The sequence below is a fragment of the Pseudomonas sp. FA117 genome (genome assembly GCF_057370475.1).
In genome coordinates, this window is record NZ_CM170675.1 from 811,496 (window position 1) to 825,291 (window position 13,796).

The 13,796-nt window shown below is 65.7% G+C and carries 9 protein-coding genes; 6 read left to right on the forward strand and 3 right to left on the reverse strand.

The genetic code is table 11. The annotated features are described in order from the left end of the window. Positions 1-400: 400 nt before the first annotated feature. From AC1TXO_RS03860 to AC1TXO_RS03880, 5 genes are all read left to right on the forward strand, one after another. Complete coding sequence (locus AC1TXO_RS03860) at positions 401-3,064, forward strand: TonB-dependent receptor (RefSeq protein ID WP_486406784.1); 2,664 nt, start codon at positions 401-403, stop codon at positions 3,062-3,064. Between the two features lie 78 nt (positions 3,065-3,142). After that, the gene (locus tag AC1TXO_RS03865; RefSeq protein ID WP_486405109.1) at positions 3,143-3,760 is read left to right on the forward strand and encodes a heme acquisition protein HasA; all 618 of its coding nucleotides are present in this window, start codon (positions 3,143-3,145) and stop codon (positions 3,758-3,760) included. A 162-nt stretch (positions 3,761-3,922) separates the two neighbouring features. After that, complete coding sequence (locus tag AC1TXO_RS03870; RefSeq protein WP_486405110.1) at positions 3,923-5,686, forward strand: type I secretion system permease/ATPase; 1,764 nt, start codon at positions 3,923-3,925, stop codon at positions 5,684-5,686. A 2-nt stretch (positions 5,687-5,688) separates the two neighbouring features. Continuing rightward, entirely contained in the window at positions 5,689-7,035 is a 1,347-nt protein-coding gene (locus AC1TXO_RS03875) for an HlyD family type I secretion periplasmic adaptor subunit (protein WP_486405111.1), read from the forward strand. A 4-nt stretch (positions 7,036-7,039) separates the two neighbouring features. Then, positions 7,040-8,368, forward strand: a complete 1,329-nt coding sequence (locus AC1TXO_RS03880; RefSeq protein WP_486405112.1) for a TolC family outer membrane protein — start codon at positions 7,040-7,042, stop codon at positions 8,366-8,368. 63 nt (positions 8,369-8,431) lie between these two features. Here the strand turns inward: AC1TXO_RS03880 and AC1TXO_RS03885 are convergent, their stop codons facing one another. From AC1TXO_RS03885 to AC1TXO_RS03895, 3 genes are all read right to left on the reverse strand, one after another. Next, positions 8,432-9,949 (reverse strand): nucleobase:cation symporter-2 family protein, encoded by a 1,518-nt coding sequence (locus AC1TXO_RS03885; RefSeq protein WP_486405113.1) that lies wholly within the window; start codon positions 9,947-9,949, stop codon positions 8,432-8,434. A gap of 261 nt (positions 9,950-10,210) precedes the next feature. After that, positions 10,211-10,579: a PilZ domain-containing protein gene (locus AC1TXO_RS03890; RefSeq protein WP_486405114.1), complete on the reverse strand. Its 369-nt coding sequence runs from the start codon at positions 10,577-10,579 to the stop codon at positions 10,211-10,213. A gap of 72 nt (positions 10,580-10,651) precedes the next feature. Further along, positions 10,652-11,512, reverse strand: a complete 861-nt coding sequence (locus AC1TXO_RS03895; RefSeq protein ID WP_486405115.1) for a lytic polysaccharide monooxygenase — start codon at positions 11,510-11,512, stop codon at positions 10,652-10,654. A gap of 208 nt (positions 11,513-11,720) precedes the next feature. Here AC1TXO_RS03895 and AC1TXO_RS03900 point away from each other — a divergent pair, with 208 nt between their 5' ends. Beyond that, positions 11,721-13,787 carry a carbon starvation CstA family protein gene (locus AC1TXO_RS03900; RefSeq protein ID WP_486405116.1) on the forward strand — a complete coding sequence of 689 codons (2,067 nt, stop codon included), beginning with the start codon at positions 11,721-11,723 and terminating at the stop codon, positions 13,785-13,787. The last annotated feature ends 9 nt before the right edge of the window (positions 13,788-13,796 follow it).

Consider the following 13,796-nt stretch of genomic DNA (forward strand, 5'->3'; position numbering starts at 1 on the left):
GGTGGCCTTTTCGCGGGCAAGCCCGCTCCCACAGGTATGGACTGCCCCCAAGAGTTGGATTTGTGTCCAACTTTTTGGAGGCAGTCCGGGTACTCCACTGCTTCCGAAATCAGTGGAGTACCTGTGGGAGCGGGCTTGCCCGCGAAAAGAACACCGCCGTGCATGGCACCGGCCATGCCGGTGATCGCGCGCCCTTCCAGCCCCCGCCAAATCTTTTTTCATTTTCCCTTACTGACTTTTCCACCCCCGCACGTCTGATTGTTGAGATTGATTTTCATTACTAGAAAACGCCAACAACAGACGAGCCTTCGCAGTGACCACGCCACGACAACAGACTCTTCGACCCTTTGGTCGCCTCGCCCTGGCCAGCAGCCTGCTGCTGGGCACCTGTGCCCTGCCGATGGGGATCGGCATGGCGCACGCCGCGCCGCCGAGCAATTCCGCCAGCCGCCAGCTGATCCAGTTCGACATCCCGGCCCAGGCCCTCGACAGCGCCGTGCTGGCGTATGCCGAGCAGTCGGGTGTGCAGGTGTTCTTCGACAGCCGCAAGCTGGCCGGGCTCAGCAGCGTCGGGCTGCACGGTGCGCATGGCGCCGAGGACGGCCTGCGTCAGCTGCTGCAGGGTACGCCGGTGCGCTATCGCTTCAGTGCGGCCGGTCAGGTGGGGCTAGAGCGGGTGGAGTCGGGCGACCAGGCGCTGGAGCTGGGCGCCACCCACGTCGAGTCGACCCGTGACGGCGACTGGGTGTACATGACCCCACGTTCGGTCAGCGTCGTCACCCGCCAGCAGATCGACCAGCGCCCGCCACGCCACGCCGCCGACATGCTCGAGCAGACCGCTGGCGTGTACACCGCGGTCAACCAGCGCGACCCCGGGCTGTCGGTGAACATCCGTGGCGTGCAGGACTACGGCCGGGTCAACATGAACATCGACGGCATGCGCCAGAACTTCAGCGTCAACGGCCACCAGCAGCGCAACGGCGTGATGTTCATCGACCCCGAGTTCGTGCAGAACGTCGAGATCGACAAGGGCACCTCCGCCGGCATGGGCGGCGCGGGTGTCATCGGCGGGATCGCCAGCTTCAACACCATCGACGCCCGCGACCTGCTCGGCCCCGGCAAGGAAATCGGTGGCCGCCTGCGCGCCGGACACGGCATCGGCGAGCTGGGCAACGGCACCTACTTCAACGGCAGTGCGCTGTTCGCGGTGGGCAACGAAGTGGGCGATATCCTCGTCGGCCACAGCGAGCGGCATTTCGGCGACTACCGCAGCGGCACGCAGAACGCCGGCAACCTCGGCACCCAGATGCGCGGCAAGCTTGAGGACCGTACGGCCTGGAAGAGCTGGCTCAACGGCGAGGTCGGCGCCATGGACAGCGTGACCCGCTCGCAGATCTTCAAGCTCGGCCTGAACCTGGCCGAAGACCAGCGCCTGCAGTTCAGCTACTTCGAGACCGACACCGACAGCAAGGATGCCTGGACCGTCAAGGATTCCGGGACCAACCATTACTATTACCGCGTCACCGGCACCAACGATATCAATGCCAGGAACGCGGCCGTCGACTACAGCTTCAACCCCAACGACCTGATCGATTTCAAGGCCAAGCTGTACTACGTCACCACCCGTCAGGACCGCTGGAACGCCAACAACGATGCGTCGCAGAACAGCGGCAACCGCGTCGAGGACTACACCGACCGCTACCAGACCGACACCTGGGGCCTGCAGCTGCAGAACACCTCGCGCTGGCAGTTGTTCAAGGCCGACAGCCTGACCTTCAACTATGGCAGCGAGGCGTTCCAGGACACCTTCCGCCCGAGCACCAACCGCGTCGCCGCCGCCAACGAGACCGAGTCGCTGCCCTACGTGCAAGGCGCCAACCCCAAGGGCAAGCGGGTCATGGCCAGCCTGTTCGGCAACCTCAGCTACGAGCATGACGACTGGCTGGTGGTCGATGCCGGCCTGCGCTACGACCGCTACCGCCTGACCGGTAAGACCGGGGTCACCACCTGGATGTACCCCGAGGGCGTGACCGAGACCAACCTGCGCCGCCAGCGCACCGACCTGCTGTTCGAGGAAGACCGCGAGGAGGGCCGCTTCTCGCCGACCTTCGGCATCGCCGTGAAGCCGGGCCTGGACTGGCTGCAGGTCTACACCCGCTGGGGCCGTGGCTGGCGGCCGCCGGCGGTGACCGAGGCGTACATGAGCGGCCGCCCGCACGGCGGTGGCAACGAGATGGTCTATCCCAACCCCTTCCTCAAGCCCGAGGAATCGCACAACTGGGAGTTGGGGCTGAACATCTTCAAGGAGTCGCTGCTGCGCAGTGGCGACCGCCTGGCCGCCAAGGTCGCCTACTTCGACACGCGCATCGACAACTTCTCGTTCCTCGACACCAACGCCAGCCTGCCCGGCTCCAGCGTCTCGGGTATCGCCCTGGGCCGCTCGGTGTACCAGAACAACCTGGAGACCACCCAGTTTCGCGGCGTGGAATACAGCCTCGACTATGACGCCGGCGACTACTACGGCCAGCTCAGCTACACCCACATGATCGGCAGCAACGACTTCTGCTCCAACCAGTTCTACCTGGGCGGCGCCCAGCAACTGGTCAGCGCCGGCACCGTGCTGCGCCCGGTCCAGGTCGGCAGCCGCATCATCATGCTGCCGGTACGGGTCTCGCGCGCCGAGGCCAATGCCACGGAAAACAACCGCGTCAGCTGCGGCGACATCATGGGCAACGCCTCCTACATGCCGGCCGACCGTGGCTCGCTGACCCTGGGCATGCGCTTTCTCGACAAGACCCTGGATGTCGGCATGCGCCTGCGCTACAGCGAAGGCAACGGCAAGAACCTCGACACCCATGGCTACAGCCAGATCGACCAGGCCATGTGGCCCAAGTACAAGGTCTACGACCTCTACGCCAGCTACTGGATGACCCCCAGCCTGAACCTGGCGCTGTCGCTGGAGAACGCCACCGACGAGGCCTATTTCGTGGCCATGGGCGACGTCAACAACCTGTCCCTGGCCCGCGGCCGGACCTTGAGCGGGATGCTCGAATACCGCTTCTGAGACACCTGAGTTCGCCCACTTCGGGCAACGCGAGGGCAAGACGCCTTCGTTTCAACCACGCAGCACAGAGGAACCGTCATGACTATTTCCGTCACCTACGATCCAGCCTTCGGCAGCGCCACCGTCGACGACTACCTGGCCTTCTGGAGCGCAGGTTTCGTCACCGCCGGCCATGGCTACAGCAACACCGGCGGCTTCAGCAACGGCACCTTCGACGGTGACCAGTACGCCACCCATGGCGCCAATGGCTCGGACTACGCGTTCGTCGCCGACTCCGATACCGCCAATGGCCTGCACTACGTCTTCGATCCGTCCAAGGCACCGGGCGACAACCTCAACCACTACCTGTGGGGTTCGCTGGATAACGTCAGCCTGGGCGAAGTCCTTGGCGGCGGCAGCGGCAGCGATTTCAACCTGGGCAACTACGTGGTCAGCTTCAATGGCCTGGACCTGGATGCCGCCCTGGGCGCCGGCCGTGCCGGCAACGAAGTGCAGAGCGTGATCTACGGCCTGATGCAGGGCAACACCTCGGCGCTGGAAGGGGTGCTGGACAACCTGCTGGCCAGCTACGGCGTGTCGACCGACAGCACCTTCGATGCCATCGCCGCTGCACTGGGCGGCGGCGCTTCGAGCGTGGCTGCGGCCGAAGCGGTCGGTGTCCAGGCGCTGCCTGAAGACCTGGCCCTGGCTGCCTGAAGCCTGGCATGAAAAAGGCCAATGGCAGATCGCTCTGTCATTGGCCCTGTTGCAGGCACCCTGGCCCGTGTCTTGTCGGGCCCAGGCCAGGGCGCCGCGAAATTCTGCGAGGTGGCGGCCGCCGGGTCAATGGCGACGCCGCCTCGTCCTTCGAGGTCATCGATGACTACACCCCGCAACGCCGCCGCCGGTGAACTGTGGCAGACCCTCAAGTCGTGCCGGGGCGGGCTGGGCAACATCGCCCTGTTCACTGCCGTGGCCAACGTGCTGATGCTGGCGCCGGCGCTGTACATGCTGCAGGTCTACGACCGAGTGCTGTCGTCGGGCAACGAGATGACCTTGCTGATGCTCAGCCTGATGGTGCTGGGCCTGTTCGCCTTCATGGGCGTGCTGGAATGGCTGCGCAGCCTGGTGGTGATCCGCCTGGGTACGCGCATGGACCTGCAACTCAACCCGCGGGTGTTCGACGCGGCCTTCCAGGCCAGCCTCGACGGGCACAAGGGCAGCGCCCAGCAGGCCTTGGGCGACCTGACCCAGTTGCGTCAGTTCGCCACCGGCCAGGCGCTGTTCGCCTTCTTCGATGCCCCATGGTTTCCACTGTACCTGCTGGTGATCTTCCTGTTCAGCCCGTGGCTGGGCCTGCTCGCGGTGGTCGGTGCCTTGCTGCTGGCAGGGCTTGCCTGGCTCAACGAGCGCCTCACCCAGGGTGAGTTCATCGAGGCCGGGCGCCTGTCGCAGCAGGCGATGCAGCAGGCGTCGGGCAACCTGGGCAACGCCGAGGCGGTGGCGGCGATGGGCATGCTTGGCGCCGTGCGCCAGCGCTGGAGCCTGCTGCACCACGGCTTCCTGGCCCGGCAGAACCTGGGCAGCGAGCGCAGTGCGGCAATCACTGCCGTGTCCAAGAGCATACGCCTGGCCTTGCAGTCACTGGTGCTGGGGCTGGGGGCGTGGCTGGCGCTGGAGCATCTGATCAGCCCGGGGATGATGATCGCCGGTTCCATCCTCATGGCGCGGGTGCTGGCGCCGATCGACCAGTTGATCGGCGTCTGGCGCCAATGGGGCGCGGCGCGCCAGAGCGCCGAGCGCCTGGGCCTGCTGCTGCGCCGCTATCCGCCGCTGGCGAGCGGCATGCCGCTGCCGGCGCCCAAAGGCCAGTTGCGGGTCGAGCAATTGAACGCGCGCACACCTGGTGGGCAGCGCCTTTGCCTGAGCGGCATCGGCTTCGAGCTGGCAGCGGGGGAGTCGCTGGGATTGATCGGGGCTTCGGGCTCCGGCAAGTCGACCCTTGCCCGGCTGCTGGTGGGGGCTGCGAGCCCGGACTCGGGCAAGGTCTGCCTGGACGGCGCGGCCCTGGCGCAGTGGGACCGCCAGGCGCTCGGCGAGCACATCGGCTACCTGCCCCAGGACGTGCAACTGTTTGCCGGCAGCATTGCCGACAACATCGCCCGGCTTGGCAGCGTGGACGCCACGCAGGTGGTCGCCGCGGCGCAACTGGCCGGGGTGCACGAGCTGATCCTGCAACTGCCGCAAGGCTATGACACGCAACTGGGCGAGGGCGGTGCGGGCCTGTCCGGTGGCCAGCGCCAGCGCATCGGGCTGGCCCGGGCGTTGTATCGGCTGCCGGCGCTGGTGGTGCTCGACGAGCCCAATGCCAACCTCGACGAAGCCGGCGAGCGTGCCTTGCTGGCGGCGCTCGCCGAACTCAAGGCGCAGGGGCGCACGCTGGTGATGATCAGCCACAAGTCGAGCCTGCTGCTGGGGCTGGACAAGCTGCTGGTGCTGCACGGCGGCGTGGTCCAGCAGTTCGGGCCGACTGCGCGGGTGCTGCAGGCCGCCGCCCGGCCAGCAGCCCCCGGCACGCCGCCGCCCCCGGCCGCGCGCGCCAACGTGAGCTACAGCTTCAACCAGGGCGGCCAGAGATCTTGAACATGAGTGTGCATCCGTTGTTTACCCCCACCGCTGACGCTGCGACGGACAAGGTTCACGTCCTGCGCGACGATGCCCGAGGCCCGGCGAAGGCCGGGCGCTGGCTGGTACTGGCAGGCTTCGGCGGCTTCCTGCTGTGGGCGGCGCTGGCGCCGCTGGACAAGGGCGTGCCGGTCAGTGGCAACGTGGTGGTGGCGGGAAGCCGGCAAGCGGTGCAGCACCCCACGGGTGGGGTGATCGGCCAACTGCAGGTGCGCGATGGCGACCAGGTGCAGGCGGGGCAGGTTCTGCTGAGCCTGGACCCGACCCAGGCCCAGGCCCAGCAGGGGTCGCTGCGCGTGCAGTACGTGAATGCCCGGGCCATGGCGGCGCGTTTGCTGGCCGAGCGCGATGGCACGCCGGGCGTGAGCTTTCCGGTCGACCTGCTCGATGTAGCCGCTACCCCGTGGGTGGCGACGGCGCTCGAGACTCAGCGGCAACTGCGCAGCAGCCGTGGCCAGGCGCTGGAGCTGGAGTTGGCAGGCCTGGCTGAAGGCATCGCCGGAGCCCAGGCCTCGCTCAGCGGCCTGCAGGGTTCGCTGAGCAGCAAGCAGGCCCAGCGCGAGGCCCTCGATGAACAGTTGCGTGGCCTGCGCGAGCTGGCGCGTGACGGCTACATCCCGCGCAACCGCCTGCTCGACAGCGAGCGCCTTCTGGCCCAGGTCAACGGTTCGATCGCCGAAGACCTCGGCAATATCGGCCGCACCCGCCGCCAGGTCCAGGAGCTGAAGCTGCGCGCCAGCCAGCGCCGCCAGGAATTCCAGAACGAGGTGCGCCAGCAGTTGAGCGAATCCCAGGCCAGCGCCGAAGACCTGGGCAACCGGCTGCGCAGTGCCGAGTTCGAGCTGGCCCACACCCAGGTGCGCGCGCCGGTGGCCGGTACCGTGGTGGGCTTGAGCGTGTTCACCAACGGCGGGGTGATCGCCCGTGGCCAGCAACTGATGGAAATCGTCCCCAGCGACGCGCCGTTGCTGGTCGATGCCCGTGCGCCGGTGGAACTGGTCGACCGGTTGCGCCCGGGCCTGCCGGTGGAGTTGCTGTTCGTCGCCTTCAACCAGAGCACCACGCCACGGGTGGCGGGGGAGGTGAGCCTGGTGTCGGCCGACCGCCTGCTCGACGACAAGACCCAGCAACCGTACTACCAGGTGCGCATCAAGGTCAGCGACGAGGGCGCGCGGCAGCTTGCCGGGCTGGATATCCGGCCCGGCATGCCGGTGGAGGCGTTCGTGCGCAGCGGCGAGCGATCACTGCTCAGCTACCTGTTCAAGCCTCTGGCCGACCGGGTGCATATCGCCCTGAGCGAGGAGTGAGTCGATGCGTCTGTTGTTGCCCATTCTGTTGTCGGGCCTGGCTTTGCCGGTGCATGCCCTGGACCTGAGCGATGCCTACGCCTTGGCCCTGCGCAACGACCCGACCCTGCACGCGGCCATCGCCGAGCGCGATGCCGGTGTCGAGAACCTGGCCATTGGCCGTGCCGGACTGCTGCCGAATCTCTCGTACCGCTACAACCGTGCGCGCAACGACTCGGAGGTGACCCAGCGCAGTCAGTTCGGGGACGTCACCAGCCAGCGCGACTACCGCAGCTACACCTCGACCCTGACCCTGCAGCAGCCGTTGTTCGACTACGCGGTCTGGAGCGACTACCGCCGGGGTGTAGCGCAGGCGGCGATGGCCGACGAGCGCTTGCGCGGTCGCGGCCAGGAGCTGATGGTGCGGGTGTTCTCCGCCTACAGCGAGGCGCTGTTCGCCGACGAACAGATCGCCCTGGCCCAGGCCCAGCGACGCACCTATGCCGAGCAACTGCAGCTCAACCAGCGGCTGCTCAAGAATGGCGAAGGCACCCGTACCGACCTGCTGGAGACCCGCGCCCGCTACGAGCTGGCCCAGGCCCAGGAAATCGAGGCAGGCGACAACCTCGACGCGGCCTTGCGCAGCCTGCAGGCGATCACCGGCGAGCCGATGAGCGCCGAAGACCTGGCGCCGATGCTGCCGGCGTTCTCGGTGCAGCCGCTGCTGCCGGCACGCTTCGAGCCCTGGCGTGACCTGGCCGTGGCGCACAATGCCGAGCTGGCCAGCCAGCGGCATGCGCTGGACGTTGCAGAGCAAGGGGTGGAGCGTCAACGTGCCGGGCACCTGCCGAGCCTGAGTGCCTATGTCAGCAAGGGGATTTCCAGTTCCAGCTCGGAGAGCACCTACAACCAGCGCTACGACACCGACAGTGTCGGCATCCAGTTGAGCGTGCCGTTGTTCGCCGGCGGTGGGGTGTCGGCGCGGGTGCGCCAGGCCCGTGCCGAGCGTGATGGCTTGCAGTACCAGGTGGATGCGCAGGTCAGCGACACGCTCAATCAGCTGCGCCGCCAGTTCAACCTGTGTGCCAGCGGTACGGCGAAGATCCGCGCCTACGCCATGGCGGTGAAGGCTGCCGCCGCGTTGGTCGAGGCGACCCGGCGCAGTGTGCAGGGCGGCGAGCGGGTCAACCTCGATGTGCTCGATGCCGAGCAGCAGCTCTACGGTGCCCGCCGCGACCTGGCCCAGGCACGGCATGAGTACCTGCGCGCCTGGGTGCAGTTGCGTTACCTGGCCGGGGTGCTCGATGCCAGGGATGTGGAGGTGCTCAACGGCTACTTCGTGGCGCGCGGCTGAGGTCTGCCGTGGCGCCGAACCCACGAGTCCGGCGTTTGTGCACAGCCTGCCAGGAACGGCAGGTCAGTGCTCGGCCACCGCCTTGCGTCGCAGCACCTGTTCACCGTGCTCATCCATTTCCATCACCGGCACCTCATGGCCCTCGGCGTCGAACAGCTTGCCGTCCTTGAAGTAATCCCCGTCACGCAGCACCGAGATGTCCGAATACTGGATGGTGCGCTCGTACCCGGCGGCGAACACCGACTGCTGGTCCGAATTGCCGGCCTTGAAGTGGTTGAAGATCAGGTTCAGCAGGATCGCCATGATCGCCGCCGAGCTGATGCCCGAGTGGAAGATGGTCTCGAACCAGCTGGGGAACTGGTGGTAGAAGTTCGGCGCGGCGATCGGGATCATGCCGAAGCCCAGCGAGGCGGCGACGATGATCAGGTTGACGTTGTTCTTGTAGTTCACCTTCGACAGGGTGCGGATGCCGCTGGCCGCCACCGTACCGAACAGCACGATGCCTGCACCGCCGAGCACCGGGGTGGGTACCGCGGCGATCACCCGGCCCATGATCGGCAGCAGGCCAAGCACCACCAGAATTACCCCGCCGGTGGCCACCACATAGCGGCTCCTCACCCCGGTCACTGCCACCAGCCCGACGTTCTGGGCGAACGCGCTCTGGGTGAACGAACCGAAGATCGGCGCCAGGATGCTCGAGGCCATGTCGGCGCGCAGGCCGTCGCCCAGGCGCCTGGAATCGACCTTGGTGTCGATGATCTCGCCCACCGCGAGAATGTCGGCCGAGGTCTCCACCAGGGTCACCATGATCACGATGCACATCGACAGGATGGCGGCGATGTGGAAGGTCGGCATGCCGAAGTGGAAGGGTGTGGGGAAGGCGAACACCGGGCCTTCGGTGACCTTGCTGAAGTCGGTCATGCCCAGTGCCCAGGCGATCAGGGTACCGGCGACCATCGCCAGCAGGATCGACAGGCGCGAGATGCTGGCGCTGCCCAGCTTGCTCAGCAACAGGACGATGGCGAAGGTCAGCCCCGCCAGGCCGATGTTGGCCATGCTGCCGAACTCCGGCGAGGCGCTGTTGCCGCCCATCACCCAGCGTGCGGCCACCGGCATCAGGGTCAGGCCGATGGTGGTGATGACGATGCCGGTCACCAGCGGCGGGAAGAACTTGGTGATGCGCGAGAACACCGGGGTGATGAGAAAGCCGATCAACGACGCGGCCATCACCGCCCCCAGCACTGCCGGCATGCCACCGCCGCTCTGGCTGCCGAGGATCGCGCCCATGGTGGCGACGCCGGCGAACGACACGCCCTGCACCAGTGGCAACTGGCAGCCGAAGAACGGCAGGCCCAGGGTCTGCAACAGCGTGGCCAGCCCGCCAGCGAACAGCGACGCGGCAATCAGCAGGCCGATCTCCGCCGGGGCCAGGCCGGCCGCCTGACCGAGGATCAGCGGGACGGCGACGATCCCTCCGTACATGGTCAGGACATGCTGCAGGCCGTAAGCCAGGTTGGCACCAAGCCCGAGGTTTTCGTCCTCGGGGCGCTTGGCGGGAGACGTGCTGGTGGACGTGGTCATTGGAGCAGGCTCTCTGTTTATTGTTGTGCCGATACTGTAGACAGCTCTTACAAAGTATTGCCAGATAAATTGTATACAATATTTTGATCTGGGCAGCTGCACAGGCGGCATGGCGGTGGTCCTGAACTCAATGCAGGTACCGTTCCAGGTCGACAGAGGCGGTGCTAGAGGGGTGTGTACAAAAAGGTGATCAGCCCGTGAAAAGCTGTCTGAATGGGCAGGAAATGCTGGGGAGAGATTTTGTTAGCAGGCTAAAAGATTTCAATCTTCGATCAATTGCCGCAGCTCGCGCATCATTTCGGTGCTGTCGGCCAGGTTCAGTTCCACAAGACGGTGCAGGTGGCTCATTGAATCGACATCTATATAGAGGCAGATGAAACCCAGGCGGTCGGGTTCTTCGTGGCGCAACTCCACCTGCATGCTGACGTGGGTGTCCGCATCCAGATGAATGGTCGCATCGAAATCCTGGGTCAGGTCGGCCTCCCACGGCTGCGGGCGTTCGACCAGCAAGCCCTTGAGAGAGAGGTCGAGCAGTTTCACCGACCAGCGTTGTTTACCCTGGCGCAGTTCGGTGGGGGCGTCGAAATCGATGCGCTGGAAGCGCCGGCGTTCATTTGGGGTGTCGGTCATGGCGGGCCCTCGTCATTTGCAATGACTATAGACCAGCCATGGCGCAGGTTCGCGCGACTCGACCGATGAGCGTCAGGGCCCCGCGACGATGTTCACGTCGCTGCAGTTGTAGAAGCCTTCACCGGCCGGATCCACACGTTGCCAGCGGCTGTAGATGAGTCGGCGTCCGCTGTGCTGGCCGAGATCGACCTGCAACTCGTACTTGCCGTCCACCGCAGGCACCTCTTCCAGGCGCTGCGGCGCTTCCAGGTCGGCCCAGGTCAGCGGCTCGCGCGTCGGGTCGTAGCCGGGCCGGGAAATGTAGATTTCCCAGAACGACGGCGAATGAGGTACGGCGACCCTGTAGATCATGGTGATCTTGTTTTCACGGTTCTTTGTCAATGTCTGGGTCGGCCAGGGGGCGGGCCTGTCCAGCCCACTCTTGTCGTTGACCCTTACCGAAATGCCCACGTTGCGACCGTGCAGTTCATTGACGAATTCGCTGATACGCTGGCGCACTCCGGGAATCGCCTGGCTATCCACCACGTTGCCAGCCGAGCACAGCGTGCCATCGGGGATGGCCGCCTTCACCGCGTCAGGGTTGTTGTAGTCCAGCACATTGGCCGAGACCTCGTGCCATTGCTCGAACTGGTAGGCAGCCTGCTGGGCATCGTCCTGGAACTTGCCGTAGACGTGCTGGTACGCCGCCCGGCAGCCGGCATCACTGATCCCGCTTCCATCATAGGGCCAGTAGTATCCCCCGGCCCTGTAGCACATGAACTGACGGGCGATGGGCATCTCCATGGCGCCATGCTGTGGCGTGTTCGTCGTCTGAGGCTGGGGCTGGAGCCGGGGTGTGACCAGCGGGGTCTTGCGCGCCAGCAGCGCACCCAGGCCTGCGGCGATCAGCAAGACCAGCAAGCCGATTCGCACGAGAGTGGCTCGATGATTCATAACGCCGTCCTTGCGTCGTTGGGGGTGACGGCATGTTCGGGCGTTGTGTCGGGCATGCGCAACTGACAGAAATGCCAGGTAGCCACCTGCGCCGCTCTAACGCGCCGTCCACCCACCAGCAGAGGGCGCAATTGAATATGGTAAAGCGGGCAGCCAGGTCCTAGACTCAAGACGCTGTCCATTCCAACCACTTAGCTGGAAGCATGCCATGAATAACAATAACAGCCTGCTACGTCACATTCCGTGGCTGGCGCTGGCAGTCCTGGGAGCCTGCGCGCTGGGTGTGGTCGCCCTGCGTCGCGGTGAAGCCATCAACGCCTTGTGGATCGTCGTTGCGGCAGTGGCCATCTACCTGGTCGCCTACCGCTACTACGGTTTGTTCATCGCCACCAAGGTGATGCAACTCGATCCACGCCGTGCCACCCCGGCAGTACTCAACAACGATGGCCTGGACTACGTCCCGACCAACAAGCACATTCTTTTCGGTCACCACTTTGCCGCCATCGCCGGTGCTGGCCCGCTGGTCGGCCCGGTACTCGCTGCGCAGATGGGCTACCTGCCCGGTACGCTCTGGCTGATCGCCGGCGTGGTCCTGGCAGGCGCCGTGCAGGACTTCATGGTGCTGTTCCTGTCCACCCGCCGCAACGGCCGCTCGCTGGGCGACATGGTGCGCGAGGAAATGGGCCGCATCCCGGGCACCATCGCCCTGTTCGGCTGCTTCCTGATCATGATCATCATCCTCGCGGTGCTGGCGCTGATCGTGGTCAAGGCCCTGGCCGAGAGCCCATGGGGCATGTTCACGGTGATGGCGACCATTCCGATCGCCATGTTCATGGGCATCTACATGCGCTTCATCCGTCCGGGCCGCATCGGCGAAATCTCGCTGATCGGCGTGGTGCTGCTGCTGGCCTCGATCTGGCTGGGCGGTGTGATCGCGGCGGATCCGGTATGGGGGCCGGCATTCACCTTCACCGGCGTGCAGATCACCTGGATGCTGGTCGGCTATGGCTTCGTCGCCGCCGTGCTGCCGGTGTGGCTGGTACTGGCACCGCGTGACTACCTGTCGACCTTCCTCAAGATCGGCACCATCATCGGCCTGGCCATCGGCATCCTGATCATCGCGCCGGAGCTGAAGATGCCGGCCCTGACCCAGTTCACCGACGGTACTGGCCCGGTGTGGAAGGGCACCTTGTTCCCGTTCCTGTTCATCACCATTGCCTGCGGCGCGGTGTCCGGCTTCCATGCCCTGATCAGCTCGGGGACCACGCCCAAGCTGCTGGACAACGAAACCAACGCCCGCTACATCGGCTACGGCGGCATGCTGATGGAGTCGTTCGTCGCCATCATGGCCATGGTCGCCGCCTCGGTCATCGAGCCAGGCGTGTACTTCGCCATGAACAGCCCGGCCGCTGTGGTCGGTGGCGATGTGGTGACAGTGGCGCAGACCGTCAGCAGCTGGGGCTTCACCATCACCCCCGAGCAGCTCGAGGCCACGGCCCGTGACATCGGCGAGCACACCATCCTCGCCCGGGCCGGTGGCGCTCCGACGCTGGCGGTGGGCATCGCGCAGATCCTCCACCAGGTACTGCCGGGTGAGAACACCATGGCGTTCTGGTACCACTTCGCGATCCTGTTCGAGGCGCTGTTCATCCTCACCGCAGTCGACGCGGGGACGCGTGCCGGACGCTTCATGCTGCAGGACCTGCTGGGCAGCTTCGTGCCGGCGCTCAAGCGCACCGAATCGTGGACGGCCAACCTGATCGGTACCGCCGGCTGCGTAGCCCTGTGGGGCTACCTGCTGTACCAGGGCGTGATCGATCCGCTGGGCGGTATCAACACCCTGTGGCCGCTGTTCGGTATCTCCAACCAGATGCTGGCCGGTATCGCGCTGATGCTCGGCACCGTGGTATTGATCAAGATGAAGCGCGAGCGCTATATCTGGGTCACCCTGCTGCCGGCGCTGTGGCTGCTGATCTGCACCACCACCGCGGGCCTGATCAAGCTGTTCGACCCGAACCCGGCGGTCGGTTTCCTGGCCCTGGCCAAGAAGTACAGCGCCGCGCTGGACGCCGGCCAGGTCCTGGCTCCGGCCAAGGATATCGGGCAGATGCAGCACGTGATCTTCAACGCCTACACCAACGCGGGGCTCACCGTGCTGTTCCTGGTGGTGGTGTTCAGCGTACTGTTCTTCGCCATCAAGGTCGGCATCGCCGCCTTGGGTCGCAAGGAGCGCAGCGACAAGGAAACCCCGTTCCAGGCCCTGCCTGACGCTTGAGAGGATTGC